The sequence below is a fragment of the Deltaproteobacteria bacterium genome (assembly GCA_016930875.1).
Lineage (GTDB): Bacteria > Desulfobacterota > Desulfobacteria > Desulfobacterales.
The window spans coordinates 1-22,789 of sequence record JAFGFW010000106.1 but is presented as its reverse complement, the minus strand read 5'-3'; the positions used below and the strand labels follow the sequence as shown (position 1 = coordinate 22,789).

Genomic DNA, 22,789 nt, shown 5'->3' with positions numbered 1-22,789 from the left:
CTAGTCATGCGAGTCAAACGAGGATTTAAGGCCAGAAGGAGGCGAAAAAAGATATTGAAGCTGGCTAGGGGTTATCGCGGCGGTCGCAGCAAGCTGTATCGCACAGCAGCCGATGCCGTAGACAAGGCCCTTCAGTATGCATACAGGGATAGAAGGACCCGAAAACGTGACTTCAGAAGACTGTGGATATCCCGGATCAACGCAGGGGCACGCCTTAACGATCTTTCTTACAGTAGGCTTATCAATGGATTGAAAAGCGCAGGCGTGGAGATTGATCGAAAAATACTGGCGGAGCTGGCCGTTTCAGATCCAAAAGGCTTTTCTGAATTGGCGGTCATGGCCGCAGGCGCTGCTTCGTAGATCGGCAACCGGACAATCGGAAGTTCTGTCACTGGAAAACGCATAGATATTTGCCGCTAATGAAGGAGGAACTGAAGAAAACAGAACAGGAAGCCTTGAAGAGCCTGGAGACAACCAGCGATCTGCAAGGAGTCAACCTCTTGCGAACTCGGTACCTGGGGCGCAAAGGCGTGGTGACACAATGCCTGCGAGGGATTTCGACCGTGCCTGCCGCGGATCGGCCTGAGGTGGGAAGGCTTGCCAACGAGGTGAAGACAAGGCTTGAGGTCGCCTTCAGGGAGGCCATCGAAAGACTCGACGCTGACAGCAAAGAGCCTTCAGGCGGCCTGGACGTGACTTTACCTGGGCGGCCCTTTGCCAGAGGGCATTTACATCCAATTACGCAAATGACACAGGCGATTTCCGAGATCTTCCTTAGACTCGGCTTTGAGATTGCTGAGGGCCCTAACGTGGAACTCGATTACTATAACTTTGAGGCCCTCAACATTCCCAAAGATCATCCTGCCCGTGACATGCAAGATACCTTCTATATTTCGGATGACGTGGTTTTGCGAACCCATACTTCGCCCATCCAGATCCGCGTCATGGAAAAGCGATCACCACCGATACGTATCATTGCGCCAGGCAAGGTCTACCGCGTCGATTCTGATGTTTCTCACACGCCAATGTTTCACCAGATAGAGGGGCTGATGGTAGGAGAAAATATCTCATTCGGTGATCTGAAGGGGATACTGACCACATTGGTGCATCAAATATTTGACGAAGAAACCAGTCTGCGCTTTCGTCCCAGCTTCTTCCCGTTCACGGAGCCGAGCGCTGAAGTCGACATACGGTGTGTGATTTGCCGCGGCAAAGGCTGCCGGGTCTGTTCCCATACCGGATGGCTGGAAGTTCTGGGCGCCGGCATGGTGCACCCTGCGGTATTTGAGATGGTGGGCTATGATACGGACTGTTACACTGGTTTTGCCTTTGGCATGGGTATCGAGCGTATTGCAATGCTCAAGTACGGTATTGACGATATCAGAAAGTTCTACGAAAATGATATCAGATTTCTTAAGCAGTTTTGACCGGATGCCGGATACCAGATGCCCGATAAATCTCTGGCACGTTGAGTCAAGTGATATGCTTTTCCTGCATCGGGTAGTGTAATGGCGCTAATAATAAGTGATGACTGATCACGGATAAGCCAACTAGTAACCACCATGAGCAGACCTTTGACCCATGAAAGTTAGTCTAAGCTGGCTTCAGGATTATGTAACTGTCGATGCGGATGTGGTTGAGCTTGCCGAGGCTCTTACCATGGCAGGACTGGAGGTGGACGCCCTTTCAGATCGATATGCTTATCTGGATGGCGTTGTGGCGGGACGTCTTGTTGAAATAATACCCCATCCTGATGCCGACACACTTTCCGTGTGCAAAGTGGATGTAGGCGCGGGAGTTAAGTCCATCGTTTGCGGAGCCTCCAATATCAAGAAGGGCGACTTGGTGCCGGTAGCGCTTCCTGGGACTCAGCTTCCTTCAGGCGATACGATTGAAGCCGGTCGTATCCGGGGACGAGTTTCAGAAGGCATGTTGTGTTCTGAAGCAGAGCTTGCCCTTGGAACGGACAGATCCGGCATCCTTGTTCTGCCTGAGTCAAGCGTACCAGGCAGGGGGGTTGCCGCGGCCCTTGGCCTCTCAGATACCGTCATCGAGTTTGACCTTACCCCAAATCGTTCCGACTGTCTCAGCGTCATTGGCATAGCCCGTGAGGTGGCAGCCATTCTTGGCGTGCCCTTGAATTATCCGGAGGTGAAGCTCCCATCAGGCGAAACACCCATTGAGGAGCTTGCGTCCGTGACCATCGAAGTCCCGGATCACTGTCCTCGGTATAGCGCGCGGCTCGTCACAGGGGTCCACATAGCCCCCTCTCCTTTCTGGCTACAAGACAGGTTGAATTCCGTGGGGCTCCGGGTCATCAACAACGTGGTGGATGCGACCAATTTTGTCCTTATGGAGACTGGTCAACCCTTGCATGCTTTTGATTTCGACCGCTTGGCCGAGCATCGTATCGTTGTAAGAACAGCGAAAGAGGGGCAGATCTTTACCACCCTGGACGGCACGGAACGCAACCTTACAGATGAAGCGCTCATGATCTGCGACGGCAAAGGGCCTGTGGCCCTGGCCGGAATCATGGGCGGGCTTGAATCGGAAATCGAAGATGATACGACTCGTGTCCTTATTGAAAGCGCCTATTTTAATCCAATCACCATCAGGCGTACCGCCAAGAGGCTCGGTTTGAGCACCGAATCGTCACACCGGTTTGAAAGGGGCGTAGACCCTGAAGGGATAGTAAGGGCCTTGGATCGGGCAGCTCAACTTATGGTTCAGATGGGAGGTGGGAGTCTAGCTGCCGGCGTCATTGATGTTTACCCGCGGCCAATTCCTGAAAGGGTGATAGAACTCAGTGTGGATCGCACGAACCGGCTTCTGGGTACTGGATTAAGCCGGGACGCGATTATCTCTCACCTGGGATCCATTGAGTTTGACGTTGAGGTCCTGGATGAAGATAGGCTCAAGGTGGCGCCGCCAACTTGCCGTGTGGATATCGAACGTCCAGAGGACCTCATGGAGGAGGTGGCGCGGTTGAGTGGTTACAATAAGATCCCCACCACCCAACCTGTGTCGCATGTGGTGGCCAAGGAACAGGAAAAACGGCTTCGGGTCAGGGATCTGCTCCGCCAGGTCCTTGCCGGCTGTGGGTTCTCGGAGATTGTAACGTACAGTTTCATAGGCGAAGATGCCTGTGACAGGCTTCTGCTCGCAGATAACGACCCGCGTCGGCGGATGGTGTCTATCGTCAACCCTCTTACCGAAGAGCTTGGCGTCATGAGGACCTCGTTGCTTCCAGGCCTGCTGACTACTATGTTTAGAAATAGCACGCAGCGAAACGAGAACCTGAGGGTTTTCGAACTGGGCAAGATCTTTTTGAAGACCGGCCATGATGAACTTCCTGAAGAGGTGGAGATGATATCCGGCCTTTGGACCGGGACGAAGCACAATAGCACATGGAATGTCCAGGAAGAAAAGCTGGATTTTTTTGATATCAAGGGGATCGTTGATACCTTGTATGCAGCTTTGAATATTCCCCATGTGAGCTTTAGGGCACTGAAGGGTCCGGGTCATCCTTACCTGAGACCCGGCCATGCCGCCGAGGTGTATTCAGGCAAGAAATCAGTGGGCACAGTGGGAGAAGTGACCGGTCAGGTCTTGCACAATTTTGAATTGAAGCAACCGGCCTATTGCCTTGACCTGAACTTTGAACAGGTTGTCTGTCTGTGTTCCGAGGAAAAACGCGTAAAGCCGATATCCAGGTTTCCGGCCACTGCGCGGGATATCGCCTTGATTGTAGATGATGCTCTTGAGGCCCAGAGTGTTTTGGATTTCATTGAAGGCCTGGGCCAGGAGCTGATCGATGGCGTGGAGATATTTGATGTCTATAAAGGCTCTCCAATCCCGGCGAGGAAAAAGAGCATGGCTTTGAGGTTAACATATCGTTCTTTTGAAAGAAATCTTACTGATAGCGAGGTCAACAGCATTCACGTAGCCGTTACCCAGAAGATCCTGCGACGGTTTAGGGCCGAGCTGCCAGCAGGGTAGACCGAGAAACGAATAATCAAATATGAACAAGAAAAGCATCGTTGAGGCGATTTACGAGAGAGTCGGCTTTCCGAAGCGAGAGACCGCGGCGATTGTTGATGCAGCCCTTGAGTTAGTCAAAAGCTCCTTGACAAATGGGGAGCCGGTCATGATTTCGGCCTTTGGAAAATTCGCTGTCCGTGAAAGAAAGGCACAGCAGGGGAGGAACCCGCAAACAGGCGAGGCCATGACAATTCCTGCCAGGAAAGTAGTGAGTTTCAAGGTCAGCCGGGTGCTGAAGGAGCAAATCAATGAGGCCCATAGAGGCCGAGATACCCGCAAAACGGTATTTCAGGATCGGTGAGGTTAGCGCTGCAACCGGTCTTGAGTCGTATGTACTGCGGTACTGGGAGACGGAGTTCTCAAGGATCAGCCCTGTCAGGTCTCGCTCAGGGCAACGCCTTTACAGAAAACGTGATATAGAGATCATTTTGGAGATTAAGGAGTTGCTCTACGAAAAGAGATATACCATAGCTGGCGCCAAACAGTATCTCAAGGAGCGCCAAAGAGATGACGGCCTCGCAGCGCGCAACAGCAAACCATTCACCATTGAACAGCTCAGGGAGGAACTTATTGCCATCAGGAATCTGTTGAACAAGTGATGAGTGTAGCTTTCAGGTAACCGTTCACGGGTTCAGAGGTTCACGGTTCAGGGTTCACGAAACTCTGAACCGGTGATTCGTGGGATTTGGGAGTCTGTTGGGTTTTCTGCCGACTTCGCCAAAGCGGCTGCGACCGCTGAATCGGTATGTAAAACGGACTTGCCCCGAAGTCCAGAGTGCGCTCTACATAGCGTTGAACCAACAAAACATAAAGTAACCCTGAACGGTGAACTCTGAACGCCTATGCTTTGAGCTTTCATGCCTACGTGTGTCTGTCTAGCTGTCTGGCAATCCATCGAGAAATTACCTTGTCATCCTTGTATTGAACCACACCTTTCAGGTTCTCCAGAGGGATCTCGGTCCTGGCCATTCCCTTGTGTCCTCCGGCGGTGCCCAAGTGCCCAAAAACGTTACTCAATAGCCTGCCAGCATCCTTTCGAATCTCGTCGTTTCTGACAATAATGACCAACCGGCCCTGATAGGTGCCAGACACAACAGTCCAGGCAATATCATGAATCTTCATAAAGAAATCTGCAATGGATACGCACACATCAGGGTTTGACACAGGCCCCAGGTGCACATGGACACGGCGCTTTTGCACGCGCATCGCTTCCAACGCTCTCCGGTAGTATTTCAGAGAATCCAGGGTAAGTTCCGCCTGCTCAATGCTCCTTGCCATATGCACGTTTACGTAACGAAAAAGAAACTGAAAGGCATTCACATCTTCCATGACGGACTTTCGCTCAAAGTTGCTTGTGTCTGTCTTGATGCCGTAGAAGAGCCCGGTGGCGAGCTTTACAGAGGGTTTTATCTTGGCAGCCCGCAGATACTGGGTCATGATGGTGGATACGGCCCCGTACTCCGGACGTATGTCCACAAAGGTGGCCTCATCGCCGCTGGCAGGATGGTGGTCAATGATGACATCAAAACCGATGCCCTCAAGCCCCTCGTGGTGGGATGGTTGGGAATCGACGATAGCAAAGCGGGTGAATTGCTCTGGGGACACCTTTTCAAATGGGAGGAGATCCAGCTTAAGGTGTCGGATCATGGCCAGATTGTCGGGTCGACTGATAGTATTCACATGGGCGATACAGGTGGCAGACACTTGCCGCCACAAAAGGCGTTTCAAAGCCATGGCGCTGGCCATGGCATCCGGGTCTGCGTTGATGATGATCAACAGACGATCTTCACGCGAAAAAAGGCTCAGCAGTCGTCGTAGTCTTTCTAAAGCAGTAGTTGCCATGGCAGATGATCGATGACCGGTTCTTGTGTTCGGTTCCGCGGCCCTTCGTGCGGATTATGGAGATTACGGGCCGGGCGCCTATCTTGTCAAGAACTCTATCACCTTTTTTCGCATGACGTCAACGTCTGACGGCTTGATCCATTCGATTTCCGGATCTGTCCTGAACCATGTCAACTGTCGCTTGGCATAGCGGCGGGTATCACGCTTGAAAAAGTCTATGGTTTCGCCCCATGTGGCCTTCCCCTGCAAATGGTCTGTCATGTGGCGGTAGCCGATAGAGCGCATGGACTTCAGGCGAGGGCTGTACCCTTTGTCCAGCAACCCTTTTACCTCTTCCAGCAATCCTGATGCAAGCATCTCGTCCACACGCTTGTTGATTCGATCATACAGGATGTGGCGATCCACGAGAAGGCCGATCTTGAGCGTTCGGTAGGGATTGTCCGAAAAGCCGTGGGCACGGTGGTGTTCAGAGAGGGGCTTTCCCGTGACTTCGAAGATCTCCAGGGCCCGTATGATACGATAGGCATCGTTGGGGTGGATGTTTATCGCGGCCACTGGATCGACTGCCTGAAGGCGCTTGTGGAGCACCCGTGAGCCGCGGGCGTCAGCCTCGGCTCGCAGCCTTTTCCGGATAGCCTCGTCCGTTCTTGGAGCCCTAAAGAGCCCTTGGGTAATGGCCTTGATATAGAGACCGGTGCCGCCAACTACAAAAACAGGGAGCCCTTTTTCATGCAGCTTTCCAATCAAAGGCTCTGCGATGGACTTGAACCGGGCTGCACTGAAGGATTCGTCAGGGTCCACTACGTCAATCAAATGATGTTGCACGCGATCTCGTTCTTGTTCGGTGGGCTTTGCCGTGCCGATATCCATATGCCTGTAAACCTGCATGGCATCAGCGCTGATGATCTCGCCTGCAAGAGGCTCGGCCAGGGCAATGGCCGTACGGGTCTTACCAACGCAGGTAGGGCCTGAAATGATGATTAGGCGCGGCCTTTCAGTCATGGTGGCGTCGCTTCTAATTTCTCAATCTGTTGGCTGCTCCTCGGGTAAAAGGGTCCTCCGTGCATCTTTTATGCTGGCATTGTGGGCTTGAGTTTCTTTGTTATATGCTTCTTTTCTTTTGTCGTAGTCTCTAATTCTTGCGTTAAAGTGCGTTATTTTCTCGACAAGTTCTTTCCGCGCGGCTGGTGTCATGCGTATCGTTGATATTTTGTCGAGTTGTTCCCTTTCCTTCATGAGAGCCTCATATTCTTCTCGTAACCTCGCTCCGGTCTCTTTCAGTTTCTGCGCCGCAGCATTACTCTTCATTCTTTCGATCAGAGGTTCTTTTGGGGGGCGCCCTGCTTGGGCCGGTTGATCAGATTTTTCACGGTCCAGTTTTTCGTCTGCCTCCACTTCGGTCTTCTTCTCTTGGCTTGACGGATAAGGGGGGTTCTCATATTCGTCAACCTTTGACCGCTGATCAGCCGGGACATTGGCGAGGTTGTCCGTGAAGCGAACGTTACCGTTTTTGTCCAGGTATTTGTAGAATTCCGCTGAGGCGAGGGCTGGCAGTCCTGTTATTACCAGCAAAATCAGCCAGTTGTTAAGCTTTATTTTGTTCACCGTCTTTTCCCTCAGAAAAAGCACTTGATAATAATAAAACCCAATATCAACAATATCACAAAAACGACAGCCAGAGTATTAAAATGCCGATCAATAAACGACTGGATTTTCGGGCCAAATATATAGATGAGACCTCCTACCACGAAGAACCTTGCTGATCTGGAAACCGCAGATGCAATGAGAAAAACCACAAAGTTGATATGAAAGGCGCCGGCCGTAATCGTAAAGACCTTGTAGGGAATGGGAGTAAGCCCGGCAATCCCCACTGCCCAGGCATCGTAAGTAGTATAGAGCTGCCGGATATATTCATACTTGTCGTGCAATCCGTAAAACCGGATAATGGCATCTCCTATACTAACCATGAATTGCCAGCCGATGAAATAGCCCGCACAACCTCCCGATATAGATCCGGCGGAACAGACCAAGGCATATTTGAGGGATTTCCTGGGCAAGCCAACGCAAAGGGCTATCAAGAGAACATCAGGCGGAATCGGGAAGAAGGAGGACTCGGAAAAGGCCAAAAGAAACAGCGCCCACGTTCCATAGGGAGTTTCTGCCCAGTGAAGAACCCAGTCGTAGAGCCTCCTCAGCACGGCCTAATATTCCTTCCAGCCATGGTTTCCAATGAGCTTTACGAACCGGCAACCCCCTAAGTTGATTTTGCGAATACCATCTTCGCGCCTCTCGATCTTGAGGAGGGTCTGTGAAAGCCTTCCTCCCACCGGGATAACCAAGCGGCCTCCCTCCTGAAGTTGTTCGACTAGGGTGTCTGGCACTTCCGGAGCGCCGGCTGTGACTATGATTGCATCAAAAGGACTTTCCTCTGCCCATCCCAAGGTTCCATCGGAGCACTTTGCAACCACGTTGTGGTAATGCAGCTGGTCAAGAATCTTTCGGGCCCCTATGAATAGCTTGCGTACCCGTTCAATGGTATAGACCCGGTAGGCCAGTTCAGCAAGGATCGCCGTTTGATAACCCGAACCGGTTCCAATTTCGAGTACGCGGTCGTTTTGGGTCAAGTCAAGGGCCTGTGTCATCTCGGCCACGATAAACGGCTGGGATATGGTTTGGCCTTCTCCAATTGGAAGGGGGAAGTCTCCGAAGGCCTGGTCCTGGAGGGCCTCACTGACAAAAAGATGACGGGGAACCTTCCGCATGGCTTCCAGCACCCTCTGGTCGTGGATGCCGCGGAACTCGATTTGGGTGCTGACCATCTTTTCCAGAAGTCGCCTGAATTTCATGTCTGATAGCCTGGTTGCCTTAGAACCCTTCGTAGATCACCCGGTTTGGCTTGCGTTTCGGGGCAGGAGGTGACTCATCAGGATAGCCGACAGGGATGACTGCCACCAATGTCTTGTCGGCAATGCCAAGGAACTCGTTGATCTGGCGGGCTACGTGCACGGGACCCGTCATCCAACAGGCGCCTAATCCCTCGGCGTGGGCTGCCAGTAAGAGATTCTGGATGGCTGCAGCCACGGTTTGAATGCTCGTTTCGGGCCTTTCCCTGGTTGGCGCATAATAGGCAAAGACAATGACCGGAGCGCCTCCGAGCCGCTTGAAAAATTTCTTGGTGAACTCCACCACTCCAGGATTTTCGGCAAATACCTCCCTAAGGACCGGCTCTATGTAATCATAACCCTTGCTTGATATTTCAACAAGGGTTTCCTTTCGATCCCCAGTAATCACCACGAAATGCCAGTTTTGCAAGTTCATGCCAGATGGCGCCCAGATGGCCATCTCCAAGATCCTCGCAAGGACATCTTCAGGGACCAGATCCGGTTTGAATCTCCGGATGCTTCTGCGGCACTTGATTGCTTCATAGAGATCCATGGTTGACTCCTTTCTGAAATATAAAAAAACCTATCAGAACGATGAGTTGGAGTCAAGGGAAAGGACCTTTTGGGTTTACCTCGCGCCGTCGGTATGGTATTAATCATTTCAAGCCATGAAGGCGGTCTGGGAGGAACAGTGTCCTTAACATATTGATTCCGGTTTGTCCGGATTAGGAGGGCCACATGTCATTTAAAGAGAACCTGAAAAAAAAGATGTTAATAGACAGGATTTCAAGGACCGTCTCCCTGTCCGCAGGACCTTCCGGGGTATCTCGCAAGGTGGACAAGGAATCGATGCGGAGACTTCTTGCCCTAAGTCCTTTTCTTTTTGAAAAAAGAAGAGACCTCGATCTTTATGTTCGAGAGTTGGATGAAGGCAGGGCAGAGATCCTTGTCTTGGATAACGAACTTCCCCTTTACGGGAACACGACCCCTGATGATGTGACACTGCGCAAGAGTCCTGAATTGAAGGAAATGATCAGCATTCGAAACATTATCAAGATCTTAAACGACTCAGATATTCTCATGTGCAAAGGTCGTGAGGCTCTTCGCTATGTGCAAGATCGCGCTTTGGAGTTGTTAGATCTTCGTTATGAAAAAAGGGACATAGAAGAGATGGCCGATGAGGGGCTTGAGGCCTTTGCCAGGGCAGATTCCGATGGAGTCATGGAGATCCTGGATCTTTTTGCTGAAATCATGGGTTACGAGCCAGCGCCTGCAGAGGTGATGGTAAACGACTACGTGATGTTTGGGCATTGCCATGAAGAAGGTGAAAGAAAATCTTTTGGCCCTATTATCATGTACAACGACAAAAGGAATATTCTTAGGCTGATAAAACAGAAGGTGTCTGTAAGCGATCCTATCGCAAGAGATATCATCCCAGGGGTTGCCCTTGGCGAACTTGAACCGGACGCTGAGGAGTACGGGGTCTTCCAGTTCTTAAAAGAGGAGGTCTTGAAGAGGGATGGCCCGACCATCCACTAGTTTTCTTATACGTCAAATTCCAAGCCTTGCTGTGTCAAATTATTGGCAGACAAGGGACTGTCGTTGCCAGTGAGCGGGGATACTGAAGCCAAAGGCTGTGTCAGGGTTGTCGTAAGTTCTCAATAACCTGGTGGATGAAGGCTTTTTCTTCCAGGCGATATCAATCCGCCTACGGCGGACCAATCATGCCCGGGCATCGTGGCCAGATATTCATGATTATACCAAGTTGGGCCGTTCCAGTTGGCATATAAAATGCAGTTCAGCGTTAGTTGTCCTGCAAACTGTCAAGGAAAGAAGGAACTTTTTTGGCATGATGAGCTTATGACCGGACTAGCCCCCATTGAGATTGACCCAAGAACATTTCTTCGTGAGCATTTTGCGCTTCCCGCCTTGCCAGAGGTGGTAAGCAAGATTCAGAATCTGATCGAAGGCGGTGATGCGGACATGGCAAACGTGGCCGAGCTTGTCAGCGGCGAACCGGCGCTGGCGGCCCAGGTGCTCAAAGTTGCTAACTCGGCCTATTTTGGACTGTCGAGGGAGATGACAGCGGTAAAATTTGCAATTGCGTTTCTGGGACTCAACGAGATTTATCGTATGGTCCTTTCACTATCTGTGGTCAACACATTGGCCATAGATAAGGAGGAGGAGCTCAAGAGGTTTTGGTTCCATTCTTTTTATGCTGCCCTTTGCACCAAATATCTGGCCAAGAGATACGAACCCCACCTCTCCTTTGAGGAATTATGGTCTGCAGCCATCTTGCATGACATCGGCAAGCTGGTCTACCTCAAGTTCTTTCCTGATCATTACAAGACACTTCAGTTGTTTTGCAATAAAGAGGGCCGTTTGTTTTTTGAGGCAGAAAAGCATTACTCATTACCTTCGAGCGGCTTTTTTGGCACACTCTTGTGTGACCACTGGAGGTTGCCAGGTCACATCAGGCGCGCCTGCGAGTGTCATACCTTAAAAGATCTGACAGACATCGATAAAGAGGATTCATCAGCACGTTTTCGACGGATGATCTGCCTTGGGAATTTGCTGACGGTTCTGTCCACCGATGAACTGAACAACGACACCAAGCAAGAGATAGCTTCTGCGGTGAGGTCAACTCTGGACTGCGGAGAACCAGAGTTTATGACCATGATGGGAGACATCTACGAATTGAGAGTTGAAGTGGAACGATTTACGGACCAGTTCCACTGAGTTTCATGTTAGTTCGTTACTTATGAACTTCGTGGTTTTTTTGGCAAAACACCTAAAAGATAATCACGCCTCTTCCTAAGGCGCATGCCGCAAAACACGAAAGATTGAAAGCACGAAATAGAGATAATATTGGAATTTTCGTGTGTTGCGGCGTTCGCCTTGAGAAGATGCGTAACACTTGTGCATTAGTCACAGGCTAAACGCACTTTCCCTGTTCCGGTATGATCTGAAACAGTTACCGCCCGCACGCCTGCGGTAGCGGTCACAAATGATTATCCCGATCCTTGTCTTTTCTTCCATGTCATCTCCTTAAGTACATCAGCCCGTTCAATACATATAATGATTCTGTCCAGTTGCATGGCTTCGATGAGATGGGATCCGTTCATGACGGTTCCCCCACAAAGGTCAGTTAAATCAATCTCATAGAAGACTGTTGGTGTGAGGTAATGCGGGGCTAATATGTTTCTGAGCTTTCCAGTTTGTAAGAGCTGTGATATCGTATCCAACCTATACATTCTTACCAACAAAGGCAATATTGCTGTTCTGCGTATCAATCAAGGAAGGAGCAGATGATGCAAAAGCTGATAACATGTTGGGTTGTAGTAATGGTCTTGTCGCTTTTCTTGGTTAGTTCGGCTGCCTTTGCCAAAGGCAAGGGTAAGGGGCGTGGTAGCGATAGGCCCCCTGGTTGAGACAAAGGGGAAAAGAAAGGCTGGCACTCCGATGTTCCTCCAGGAATTGAGAAGAAGGCCCCGAGCTTGAGTAAGGACAAACAGGTTGAAGAAGAGGACGACACAACTTCAGAATAAGACGATGGATTACAAATGAACCGAAGGACGTGGGCTATGAGAAACCGATGTTTGACAGTTCTGCTATTGTTTGTAACCACTGGATTTCTAGTGAGTTGTGCTACTCCAAAGGGAGTGACAAAACAGGAACAAAGGGATTATGTCCTGAAAATGAGAGAAAAGACGCTGGCCAAACTGTACGCGCAAAAACCAGAAACAAAAGCCATGATCAAGAAGGCTGCTGGGTACGGAGTTTTTAGCAACATAGGCACGCACATATTTTTGCTTGCCGGTGGTAGTGGCTACGGGGTTGTGGTTGACAATTCGACAGGGCAGAAAACCTATATGAAAATGAGATCAGTAGGTGTTGGCCTGGGGTTGGGTGTAAAAGACTTCAGGGTAGTTTTTCTTTTCAAGAACAAGAGAGTATTAAGTGAATTTGTCGAGAAAGGCTGGGAATTTGGGGCGCAGGCTGATGCTGCTGCCAAATCCGGGGAAAAAGGTGGCGCTGTTGGTGGCGAAGCATATGTTGAAACCGGCATTGCTATCTATCAGTTAACAGAAGCCGGGGTGGCTCTGCAAGCAACGATAGCCGGAACGAAATATTGGAAGGACAAAGATCTGAACTAGCTCTTTTTCGAAGAAATAATTCAATTCAACTTTTGCGACCTGTGCAGTTAGCAGTTATTCCGTAGTGTGATATTAGTTTTCCAGTCAGTCTTCTTGTATATCCGAATATGGAGATCGGAGCTCACTGGGGTGTGGGAACGCTTAAAGAATGAATGAATACCACCGGGAACAATCAGATGCCATTGCTGTGGTGCGGGATCACCTCAAAACGCTTCCTGCCTCGGCAATGGCAAGCCTGAGGACAAGGATAGGAAAGTATCTTGGATTCAGAAAGGACGTGGACTCGTTTTTGCGACGCCATTTTTCTGAGCTATGCACCGAGACGTGTTTTCAGAACCAATATAGCGCATGCTGCAGTCGTGAAGGGATTACTACTTTTTTTGCTGATGTGATGATCAATGTTTTGGTGTCTCCGGAGCAAGAAATTGATGGGCTACTTCAGGTCCTCAGTGTGCCAAACGTGAGCTCAAAATGTGTGTACCTTGGAAAAAAGGGTTGCCTATGGCGCGTAAAGCCCATCGTTTGTGAGATGTTTCTTTGCGAACATGCCAGAAATGCGGTTTTTGACAAAGAGCCCCGGGCGCTGAGGGAATGGGAAAGACTGAAACGCAGAGAAAAAAGATACACCTGGCCGAGCCGCCCCGTACTTTTTGATGACCTGGAAACATATTTCATTGAAAAGGGATATCCCTCCAGCCTCATGTATCTTCACAACAGTCCCGGGCTGTTGAGGGTAAAGGCGCAGGCAAGGGGGGCGAAGAGAGCCAAGGCTATACGATACGCTTGAAGTCCTTTTCGATCTCCCGCAGGGTCTTTGAGATTATGGTTGGGCGACCATGGGGACAATGGGTAGGATGTTCGATGGTGTCCAGTTGTTTCAGGAGCGTTTTCATTTCTTCATCTGAGAGCCTTTTGTTGGCCCTAATGGCCCCGTGGCAGGCCATAATGATCAGACACTCGTCCACCGCACGGAGGAGGCCGGAGGCAAGTCCGATGTCAGCCATCTTTTCGATTATTTCCATGACAAGGGGCTCAGCAGGCTTGCTGGCAAGGATGTTCGGAACAGACCTGATCAAGTAAGTCCTCCCTCCGAAGGGTTCTATTTCCACGCCAATTTCACCCAGGTCTTTCAGCAGGGTGTCCAAGATACCGGCTTCTCGATGGCTCAGTTCCAGTCGTTCAGGGATAAGCAGGCCCTGGGTGGCAATCCTTGAATGTTCGTAGGCAGCCTTGAGGGATTCAAAAACCACCCGTTCATGGGCGGCATGCTGATCGATGAGGACCAGACCCTCTTCGGATTCACATACGATGTAGGTGTTGCGGAGCTGCCCAATGACCCTGAGGGAAGCAAAAGGCTTTTCCTCCCACAATCGTGGCTGGGCATGAAGGGGGGCGCTGTAGGGCTTTGGCAGGGCTTCGGGCATGGGTTCGCTGATCTGGCCATGAGGTGGAAAAATCGTGTAACGCCGGGGCTTGTGAACACCTTCGGGCGCAGGCAGCTTTCCCCAGGCCTGCCGGCTTGAGGTGTTGAGTGTTGCGGCTATGCCCCTTGCAATTGCATAATGAACTCGGCCAGGAGCATCGAAACGGACCGAACTCTTGGTAGGATGAACGTTTACATCTACCTGATCCGGGGGCAGTCTCAGAAAGAGCACGACCACCGGGAAGTTTCCTTTCATTAGGCGCCCGGCATAGCCTTCCATGATGGCGTGATAGAGCACCTTGTCTCGAACGAAGCGACCATTCACGTATACATATTGCCCGCGGGAAGTTGTTCGGGTGATCTGTGGAGACGCGACGAACCCGTTGACGCTGAGGTTGTCGCTCTTGTAGTCTACCTCAAACAGCTTATCTTTCAAGCCGCCTCCCAGGATCTCGATTATGCGGTGAAGAGGAGTTGAGGTGGGACTCCAGTTTCCCAGGGCCTTTGCGTTGTGGTAAAATTTAAAGTGTATGCCGGGCCAAGCCAGAGCCATACGCGTAACAGTATCGCTGATGTGGCCCATCTCGGTCTGGTCAGTTTTCAGGTATTTCCGTCTGGCTGGAGTATTGAAAAACAAACGGCTGACCGTAATCATGGTCCCTTTAGCGGCTCCGACTTCAGACACTTGCTTGATCTGTCCGCCTTTCATGACAATTCGGGTGCCCACATCAGAGGACTCGGTCCTGGTGACAATCTCCATGTCTGAGACAGAGGCAATGCTGGGAAGGGCTTCTCCCCTGAAACCGAGGGTGGATATGGAAAAAAGGCCTTTTTCATCATAGATCTTGCTGGTTGCATAGCGTTCCAAGGAAAGGAGACTGTCATCGCGCTCCATGCCAATCCCGTTGTCTGAGATTTTAATGACGGCCCGTCCACCCTTTCTTACTTCCACGGTGACCTGGGTACTCATGGCATCAATGGCGTTTTCTATGAGCTCCTTTGCCACGGAGGCCGGACGCTCCACCACCTCGCCTGCAGCGATCTTGTTGGAGAGTATTTCAGGAAGAATTCTTATCCGTGCCATCTTGATGAAATCGCTTTGCGATTCGGGGATTTTAGGCAGTTCCAGAAAATCCCCCCGGTCCCTCTTTAGAAAAGGGGGGAGAATTGTCCTTAAGTTAATGACATCGCGTCCTATGAAAAACAGGGCTACGGAAACGAGCTGTGATGTGGCCCCCTGTTACCCTTAGTCCTTCTTGGCAAAAAAGCGCAGAAGGAATTCGGCATCCTTGGGTGGCAGGTCAAATCTGGCACATGCCTGTTCAACCAAATTAGTCAGATTTGCCCCTGGGTTATCGAGGCGCTCGTCTGATATCCATTTTGTTGCCTTTCTCAGATCCTCACCTTCAGGCTGAATAGTCATGGTGTACCCCCTTCTGTTGTCAGTTATTGGTCGCTTATGTTTAGTAAAAGCCACAGGCGCCAAAATCCGTATATCTTAAGACAAATGGCGAACGGCAAATCACAGCTTCGGTCTTCTGCTGTGGTGATCCGTTGCCTGTTCTAAATTGTAGGCCACTCTGATGAGTTTTTCCTCGTCAAAGTGTTTGCCCAGGATCTGCAACCCGATGGGAAGCCCCTCCCTGCTGAACCCGCACGGGACAGAAAGACCTGGTATTCCAGCCAGGCTGGCAGGCAGTGTGAAGATGTCAGAGAGATACATCGACAGGGGATCGTCAAGTTTTTCTCCGAGTCTGAAAGCAGGCGAGGGAGCCACAGGCGTGAGCAAAACATCGCAGGTTTCAAAGGCTTTCTTGAAATCTTGCATAATAAGGGTGCGGACTTGGGACGCCTTTCCGTAATAAGCCTCATAATAGCCTGCTGACAGGGCATAGGTGCCGATAATAATCCGTCTTTGCACTTCCGGTCCAAAACCTTTTGACCGCGTGTTTCGGTACATGTCCATCAAATCACCGGAATCGGCATCTCGAAGCCCGTACTTCACGCCATCGTAGCGAGCCAGGTTTGAACTTGCTTCAGCAGGCGCTATGAGGTAGTAGGTCGCCACAGCGTACTCTGTATGGGGAAGAGAAACGTCTTTGCAGACCAATCCAAGCCCCTCAAGCGCCTTGATTGCATTGCCGATAGCTTGTGACACATCTTGATTCAGACCTTCAACATGATATTCCTTGGGTATCCCGGCCACAATTCCGTTGAGCCCGGACCGCAGGGCTTCAGTATAGTCAGGAACCGGGTGAGGAACAGACGTGGAATCCACGGAGTCGTAGCCACAGATCTCATTCATGAGGAGGGCACAGTCAGTTACATCCTTGGTAATGGGGCCCACCTGATCAAGAGACGAGGCAAAAGCCACAAGTCCGAAACGAGACACTCTGCCGTATGTCGGTTTCAGGCCCACAACGCCACAATGAGAACAGGGCTGTCGTATAGAGCCCCCTGTATCCGTTCCAACGGCTCCGATACATTCGTCGGCCGCTGCGGCCGCTGCCGAGCCCCCGCTTGAACCTCCGGGAATTCTTGTCAGGTCCCACGGATTATGAGTTAACATAAATGCCGAGTGTTCGTTTGAAGAGCCCATGCCGAATTCATCGAGATTGGTTTTGCCTACTATGACCGCGTGAGCGTCCTTCAGCTTGTTTACGACTGTGCTGCTATACGTTGGGACGAAATCTGCCAATATTTTGGATCCGCAGGTAGTCCTGATTCCTTCTGTGCAAAGAAGATCTTTGATTGCCATGGGGATACCGGTAAGGGGTCTGCCCTCGCCACGTCCAATCACATTATCTGCAGTTTCAGCCTCAGCCATGGCCCTATCCTTGACCAAGGTGAGATATGCGGAAATCTTATTCTCGACTTCCTCGATTCGGTCAAAAACCGCTGAGGTCAACTCAACGGAACTGATTTCTCTTCTCTTTAGCAATTTGCTCGCTTCGTGTATTGTCAGTCTATAGGGGTCCATGCAAGGGCCTGCCTTCCGTGATAGGAATTACTTGATTATCTTCGGGACAACAAAGGCCCCATCCTCAGACTCCGGTGCGTTGGTCAATGCACGCTCCACAGGCATGGAGGGTTGGACTTCATCATCCCGAAAGGCATTGTTGATGAAAATGGCATGGGAGGTCGGCGATACGCCCTTTGTATCGAGCCGATTCAGGGTATCCATATATGTCAGGATATTTCCCAATTGCCTGGTGTAAAGCTCAACAGCGGCATCATCTAAGTGCAGTCTGGCAAGCTCTCCCACATGAGCAATCACTTCCTTGGTAATCTTCATGACAATAAATCCCCGTTGAACGTCGACTTCAGTTACTATGTTTTTATTCGCGTATGAAAATCGGCTCAAGCTTTTCGTGTCTGAGCCGTGTAGCCATCGTCCTGGCCTCATTGAGATCTTTGAAATGGCCTACGCGGACCCTGTGATAGGTCCCTTTTCCGTTCAGACGAGCCGTGAGCGCGTAAGCGCCGTAGCCTTTGCTTTGAAGGTCGGAAACCAGCTTTTTTGCCCCCGCGGAGTCCTTTAGAGACGCTACCTGCAGGGTGAAAGACTTGGCAGGGGTTTCTCCTTTTGCTGAAGAGGGCTTTTGCTTATTGGCTTCAGATACTTTCTGCTGCTTTTTCGACTCCGGTCTGCGAGCGATCTCTCTTTTTGCCGGCGGCGGCGCCTTTGGCAGAGATTTCAACCTGGCCTCTTCCTTCTTGTCGGTCAGGACGTCGTAGAAACCCAGATGTCTTTTGTCGGGCGTAGCATTCACCCCCGCTTTGTTAGCGCCTTCCTTCCCCGTGAGGGCATCTTCCTTTAGGGCCAATAGCTCTTTCTTGAGCTTTTCTACATCAAAACGCACTGGCGAAATTCCACGACCCACAATAACGCCCAAGGTGAACATCCACACCATGGCAAGGAAAGCAACCCCCAGCCAAAGAAAAAGCTCTTTTCGGGTCAGTTGAAAGGCGAACCGGCTCTTTTCCCCTGTGCTCTTTTTTTTCGGCTTCTTAGGTGGCGTTGTCTTTTGGCTCATAATGAGGCGAGACCTTTTACATAATTTCCGGCGCTGATACGCCCATTAGGGCGAGTCCGTTTTTTATTATAATTCGAATGGCGGATACAAGGAAAAGCCTTGCCGCTGACAACCCGGCATCATCACTAACGACCTGATGTTTGTTGCGATCATGGTAATAGGCATGAAAGGCCCCTGCGAGTTCTTGCAGGTAAAATGGAATCCGGTGAGGTTCCATGAGCCGGGCGCTTTGAGCCACGACCTCCGGATAGCGCCCCATAAGCTTGATCAGTTGAATTTCCTCGGGCAGACTGATGAGACTGGAGAAGCCCTCATGCCAGCAAATATTCTTGTAACCCCGCTCCTCGGCCTTTCTCAGAATATTTGAGATCCGGGCATGGACATACTGGACATAGTACACAGGATTTTCATTTGATTGTTTCTTGGCCAACTCAAGATCAAAATCCAGCGGGCTGTTATAGTCACGCATCAGGAACAAGAAACGTGCCGCATCCCGACCTACTTCATCCATGACCTCTTTTAGGGTAACAAACTCGCCGGCCCGTGTTGACATAGCCACGGGCTTGCCATCCCTCAGAAGGTTGACCAGTTGCACAAGGATGAACGCACCCTTTTGCTTGTCATAGCCCAGGGCCTGAATCGAAGCGGAAACTCTGGATACATAACCATGATGGTCTGCGCCCCAGATATCAATAATCCGGTCAAATTTTCTTTCTAGCTTGGCTTTATGGTAGGCAATGTCTGAGGCGAAGTAGGTAGTTTGCCCATTGGTCCGAACGACAACCCGGTCCTTTTCATCAGCAAAGTCCCGCGTACGAAACCACATGGCCCCCTCGTGTTCATAGATGACATCTTGGCTCTTAAGGTCGTCAATTACCGCCTGGACAGACCCTGAATCAAACAGAGACTGTTCGCTGAACCACTGGTCAAAGGAGACGTTAAATGCGTCCAGGTCGTTTTTGATCCCTGCAAGGATTTCATTGCCTGCAAATCTTGCGCAGATTCCTATGGCATCCTCCTCCGGAAGCTCCAACAGGCGGTTGCCTTCCTTAACAAGAAGCTTTTTTGCCAGGTCCTTGATATAGCCTCCCTGATAGGCATCTGTTGGGAACTCGATCGCGTGGCCCAGGAGTTGTCGATACCGGAAAAATACGGATTTTCCCAGGGTAGATATCTGGCGACCAGAGTCATTAACGTAGTACTCTGTTTTGGCGTCGTAACCTGCCGCTCTCAATATTGCCGCCAGCGTGTCGCCCACGGCCGCACAACGTCCGTGGCCCACGTGGAGAGGGCCAGTGGGATTAGCGCTGACAAACTCGACGTGAACGCGTTTTCCTTGCCCGATTTTGGAGGCGCCATAGGCCTTGTTTTTGTCATGAACATTTATTAGAACCTCGAACCATTTGTCCCGGGAGATGAAAAAATTTATAAAACCCGGCCCTGCAACCTCTATCTTTGAAAACAGTTGATCGGAGTTTTCAATATGATGGATGATAATGTTTGCAACTTCCCTGGGGGGTCTTTTCTGCCTTGAGGCCATAGTCATGGCAATATTCGTACTATAGTCACCGTGGGCCGCGACCTTGGGGGTCTCGAGAACGATGGGGGATGGGACATCCACCGGCCGAAGATCACCAGCGGCAAAAGCAGATTCTAGCGCTTGCTGCACCTTGGACCCGAGTATATCTTTCATGAGCTGCGTCTTAGTCTTCTCGTCCAGGTCAATAAAGAGGATTTGGAAACAGGCGCTCGTTTCCCACCGACTTTTTCCCGATCAGTCAAAATACGGCCCAGCGACCTTATTCCACAAGCCCTTAACCGCAAGGATGAGTTCTGCAACCTCTCTTACGGCGCCTCTGCCGCCAGGGGCCAGGGTGACGTAATGGGCTGTATCGAATAGATACTCTGAGGCATCGGCTACGGCAACGGCAAAACCCACGCGGTTCATCACGGATAGATCTACCAAATCGTCGCCGACAAAGGAAACTTCCTCTGGCCGGAGGCGCCTTTCAGACAGGATCTTTTCAAGGACAGGCATTTTGTCCCTCACGCCTTGTACAACGTCTGAGATCCCCAGATCAGCGGCCCTTTTGTCTACCGAGGGAGAGGTCCTGCCGGAAATGATGGCTGTCTCTATTCCTGCATGCTTCAACATCTTTATCCCGTGCCCGTCGCGTACATCAAAGGTTTTGGATTCCGTGCCGTCATCGTGATAAAAAAGGCGACCGTCTGTCATGACCCCATCAACATCCACTATAAGAAACTTCACCCGCTCCGCTCGCGCCCGGACCTTGGCATTGAGGCGCTTGAGCACGGAAGGGGTCCTCACCGGTTCTTTTCCGCCAGGCTCTTCCAGAAATCCAACTTTTTTTGTCATAGGTGTTCGGCCCTCTTTATTTTGTCATATTGCGCCTTGCCCGTCCAACCACGGCTTATAACAGACTGTGTTCCCAAAATCAAAGTCCTACTGGTCCAAGCATCTTTCCAGGTAAGAATGGAAATGCGAACCCCTTGAAAAACATTGCCTTTTGATTTAAAAGAAAACCAAGCTTTCAAAAAGAATTGAGCAGAGCCCTCATGACAAGAATGGATTCGCGCACATGACCACAACCGATTTTGCACCCCCACCCAACTTTATTCGCAATATGATCGCCGAAGACTTGAAGACAAACAAGAACGATGGTCGAGTCGTGACCCGATTTCCGCCGGAGCCTAACGGCTATCTGCATATTGGACACGCGAAATCGATCTGCCTCAACTTTGGCCTTGCCGCTGAGAATAAAGGCGGCATTTGCCATTTGCGGTTTGATGACACGAATCCAAGCAAGGAAGAGGTTGAATATATCGAATCGATCAAATCTGACGTTCGATGGCTTGGATTCGACTGGGGGGATCATCTTTACTATGCATCAGACTACTTCGACAAGCTATATGAGTACGCCTTGCAGTTAATCAGAGATGGCAAGGCGTATGTTTGCAGCTTGAGCGCACAGAAAATCAGAGAGTACCGCGGCACCTTGACTGAGCCTGGCAAAGACAGTCCCTATCGCACACGTTCCGTGGAAGAGAATCTGGACCTTTTCGGGCGTATGCGGGCAGGCGAGTTTGAGGATGGTTCCCACGTACTTCGAGCAAGAATCGACATGGGATCCCCGAATTTGAATATGCGAGATCCCGTCATATACCGAATCGTAACGGCGACACATCACAGGACGGGCGACAAGTGGTGCATCTATCCGATGTACGATTTTGCCCACGGTCTTTCTGACTCCATCGAAGGGATCACACATTCAATTTGCACCGTGGAGTTTGAAGATCATCGCCCGCTGTATGACTGGTTTCTTGACCAACTCAACGTCCATCATCCACAGCAGATTGAGTTCGCTCGCCTCAATCTCAGCTACACCCTGATGAGCAAGCGAAAGCTTCTTAAATTGGTGGAACAGGGACATGTCAACGGATGGGATGACCCTCGGATGCCTACGCTATCGGGCTTGCGGAGACGTGGCTACACGCCGGAGTCGATCAGAAACTTTTGTGAACGCATCGGAGTGGCCAAAAAGGAAAGTATGGTCGATGTTGCTTTGCTCGAACACTGCGTCCGCGAAGATCTCAATAAACGGGCCCCCCGTGTGATGGCAGTGTTGCGTCCACTCAGGTTGGTTATTGACAACTATCCGGAAGAAAAAGTTGAAGAGCTGGAAGCCGTAAACAATCCGGAGGACCCCGGCATGGGGTCGCGGAAGGTCCCTTTTTCACGCGTGCTCTACATTGAACGAGAGGATTTTCGCGAGGATCCACCGAAAAAGTTCTTCCGCTTGGCTCCTGGTCGTGAGGTGCGGCTGAAACACGCTTATTATGTTAAATGTGTAGATGTTGTTAAGGACGATCAGACTGGCGAAGTGACCGAGGTGCACTGTACGTACGATCCTGAGACGCGAGGTGGCTGGTCTGAGGACGGACGTAAGGTCAAGGGAACGTTGCATTGGGTTTCGGCTGCGCACGCCCTTGAAGCAGAAGTGCGCCTGTACGGGCACCTGTTTGCAAAAGAAAACCCCGGTGACGTAGAGGATGGCGCTGATCCCGGAACTGATTTAAATCCCGACTCCTTGGAGACCTTAACTTCGTGCCGTGTTGAACCAAGTCTGGCCGGAGCAGCGCCAGGGAGTCGTTACCAGTTCTTGAGACAGGGCTATTTTTGCGTCGACGCCGCTGATTCTTCCAATGAAAGACCGGTATTCAACCGGACGGTGTCACTGCGCGATTCATGGGCCAAGATCGAAAAAGCGCAGAAGAAGAGATAGGGTTCCCTTCGGGGAGTTGTAACCGTTCACGGTTACAAAAAAATGAACATCGAACATCGAACGTCCAATCGCTCGACCTTGAGGCTCTCGACAGGCATCGAAT

23 protein-coding genes are annotated in these 22,789 nt (G+C 50.8%); 10 read left to right on the top strand and 13 right to left on the bottom strand.

The annotated features are described in order from the left end of the window. Window positions 1–6: 6 nt before the first annotated feature. The 5 genes from rplT (at window position 7) to JW883_09825 (ending at window position 4,640) form a co-directional block, all read left to right on the top strand. Window positions 7–360 carry a 50S ribosomal protein L20 gene (rplT, locus tag JW883_09845; GenBank protein ID MBN1842566.1) on the top strand — a complete coding sequence of 118 codons (354 nt, stop codon included), beginning with the start codon at window positions 7–9 and terminating at the stop codon, window positions 358–360. Between the two features lie 59 nt (window positions 361–419). After that, complete coding sequence (gene pheS / locus JW883_09840; protein MBN1842565.1) at window positions 420–1,427, top strand: phenylalanine--tRNA ligase subunit alpha; 1,008 nt, start codon at window positions 420–422, stop codon at window positions 1,425–1,427. Between the two features lie 154 nt (window positions 1,428–1,581). Further along, on the top strand, window positions 1,582–3,999 hold the full coding sequence (locus JW883_09835) for a phenylalanine--tRNA ligase subunit beta (GenBank protein MBN1842564.1): 2,418 nt from the start codon (window positions 1,582–1,584) through the stop codon (window positions 3,997–3,999). A gap of 22 nt (window positions 4,000–4,021) precedes the next feature. Beyond that, window positions 4,022–4,342 (top strand): integration host factor subunit alpha, encoded by a 321-nt coding sequence (locus JW883_09830; protein ID MBN1842563.1) that lies wholly within the window; start codon window positions 4,022–4,024, stop codon window positions 4,340–4,342. After that, on the top strand, window positions 4,299–4,640 hold the full coding sequence (locus JW883_09825) for a MerR family transcriptional regulator (protein MBN1842562.1): 342 nt from the start codon (window positions 4,299–4,301) through the stop codon (window positions 4,638–4,640). Before JW883_09830 ends, JW883_09825 begins: the two co-directional genes overlap by 44 nt. Window positions 4,641–4,902: 262 nt before the next feature. Here JW883_09825 and JW883_09820 read toward each other — a convergent pair whose 3' ends face one another. The 6 genes from JW883_09820 to JW883_09795 all read right to left on the bottom strand — a co-directional run bounded on the left by JW883_09820 (window position 4,903) and on the right by JW883_09795 (window position 9,318). Further along, window positions 4,903–5,883, bottom strand: coding sequence for a DHH family phosphoesterase (locus JW883_09820; protein ID MBN1842561.1), 981 nt, complete (start codon window positions 5,881–5,883; stop codon window positions 4,903–4,905). Between the two features lie 78 nt (window positions 5,884–5,961). After that, window positions 5,962–6,885: a tRNA (adenosine(37)-N6)-dimethylallyltransferase MiaA gene (gene miaA, locus JW883_09815; protein MBN1842560.1), complete on the bottom strand. Its 924-nt coding sequence runs from the start codon at window positions 6,883–6,885 to the stop codon at window positions 5,962–5,964. A gap of 21 nt (window positions 6,886–6,906) precedes the next feature. Next, window positions 6,907–7,488, bottom strand: coding sequence for a DUF4124 domain-containing protein (locus JW883_09810; protein MBN1842559.1), 582 nt, complete (start codon window positions 7,486–7,488; stop codon window positions 6,907–6,909). Between the two features lie 11 nt (window positions 7,489–7,499). Then, window positions 7,500–8,081, bottom strand: a complete 582-nt coding sequence (locus JW883_09805; protein ID MBN1842558.1) for a DedA family protein — start codon at window positions 8,079–8,081, stop codon at window positions 7,500–7,502. A gap of 3 nt (window positions 8,082–8,084) precedes the next feature. Next, window positions 8,085–8,729, bottom strand: coding sequence for a protein-L-isoaspartate(D-aspartate) O-methyltransferase (locus JW883_09800; GenBank protein MBN1842557.1), 645 nt, complete (start codon window positions 8,727–8,729; stop codon window positions 8,085–8,087). 19 nt (window positions 8,730–8,748) lie between these two features. Continuing rightward, complete coding sequence (locus JW883_09795) at window positions 8,749–9,318, bottom strand: nitroreductase family protein (protein MBN1842556.1); 570 nt, start codon at window positions 9,316–9,318, stop codon at window positions 8,749–8,751. A 185-nt stretch (window positions 9,319–9,503) separates the two neighbouring features. On the opposite strand from JW883_09795, the gene JW883_09790 reads away from it, so the two are divergent. The 4 genes from JW883_09790 (at window position 9,504) to JW883_09775 (ending at window position 13,709) form a co-directional block, all read left to right on the top strand. Then, on the top strand, window positions 9,504–10,304 hold the full coding sequence (locus JW883_09790; protein ID MBN1842555.1) for a hypothetical protein: 801 nt from the start codon (window positions 9,504–9,506) through the stop codon (window positions 10,302–10,304). Between the two features lie 321 nt (window positions 10,305–10,625). After that, complete coding sequence (locus JW883_09785; protein ID MBN1842554.1) at window positions 10,626–11,504, top strand: HDOD domain-containing protein; 879 nt, start codon at window positions 10,626–10,628, stop codon at window positions 11,502–11,504. Window positions 11,505–12,349: 845 nt separating this feature from the next. Continuing rightward, entirely contained in the window at window positions 12,350–12,922 is a 573-nt protein-coding gene (locus JW883_09780) for a hypothetical protein (GenBank protein ID MBN1842553.1), read from the top strand. Between the two features lie 148 nt (window positions 12,923–13,070). Further along, entirely contained in the window at window positions 13,071–13,709 is a 639-nt protein-coding gene (locus tag JW883_09775; GenBank protein ID MBN1842552.1) for a hypothetical protein, read from the top strand. Here the strand turns inward: JW883_09775 and mutL are convergent. From mutL to JW883_09740, 7 genes are all read right to left on the bottom strand, one after another. Continuing rightward, complete coding sequence (gene mutL, locus JW883_09770; protein MBN1842551.1) at window positions 13,693–15,429, bottom strand: DNA mismatch repair endonuclease MutL; 1,737 nt, start codon at window positions 15,427–15,429, stop codon at window positions 13,693–13,695. The genes JW883_09775 and mutL overlap by 17 nt on opposite strands. A gap of 162 nt (window positions 15,430–15,591) precedes the next feature. Beyond that, window positions 15,592–15,768, bottom strand: coding sequence for a hypothetical protein (locus tag JW883_09765; protein ID MBN1842550.1), 177 nt, complete (start codon window positions 15,766–15,768; stop codon window positions 15,592–15,594). Between the two features lie 99 nt (window positions 15,769–15,867). Next, complete coding sequence (gatA, locus tag JW883_09760; protein MBN1842549.1) at window positions 15,868–17,325, bottom strand: Asp-tRNA(Asn)/Glu-tRNA(Gln) amidotransferase subunit GatA; 1,458 nt, start codon at window positions 17,323–17,325, stop codon at window positions 15,868–15,870. Window positions 17,326–17,352: 27 nt separating this feature from the next. Continuing rightward, complete coding sequence (gene gatC / locus JW883_09755; protein ID MBN1842548.1) at window positions 17,353–17,640, bottom strand: Asp-tRNA(Asn)/Glu-tRNA(Gln) amidotransferase subunit GatC; 288 nt, start codon at window positions 17,638–17,640, stop codon at window positions 17,353–17,355. A 43-nt stretch (window positions 17,641–17,683) separates the two neighbouring features. Further along, window positions 17,684–18,382, bottom strand: coding sequence for an SPOR domain-containing protein (locus JW883_09750; GenBank protein ID MBN1842547.1), 699 nt, complete (start codon window positions 18,380–18,382; stop codon window positions 17,684–17,686). A gap of 16 nt (window positions 18,383–18,398) precedes the next feature. After that, complete coding sequence (locus tag JW883_09745; GenBank protein MBN1842546.1) at window positions 18,399–20,075, bottom strand: arginine--tRNA ligase; 1,677 nt, start codon at window positions 20,073–20,075, stop codon at window positions 18,399–18,401. Window positions 20,076–20,156: 81 nt separating this feature from the next. Further along, window positions 20,157–20,759 (bottom strand): HAD-IIIA family hydrolase, encoded by a 603-nt coding sequence (locus tag JW883_09740; protein MBN1842545.1) that lies wholly within the window; start codon window positions 20,757–20,759, stop codon window positions 20,157–20,159. A gap of 223 nt (window positions 20,760–20,982) precedes the next feature. On the opposite strand from JW883_09740, the gene JW883_09735 reads away from it, so the two are divergent. Further along, the gene (locus JW883_09735) at window positions 20,983–22,686 is read left to right on the top strand and encodes a glutamine--tRNA ligase/YqeY domain fusion protein (GenBank protein MBN1842544.1); all 1,704 of its coding nucleotides are present in this window, start codon (window positions 20,983–20,985) and stop codon (window positions 22,684–22,686) included. Window positions 22,687–22,789 lie beyond the last annotated feature (103 nt).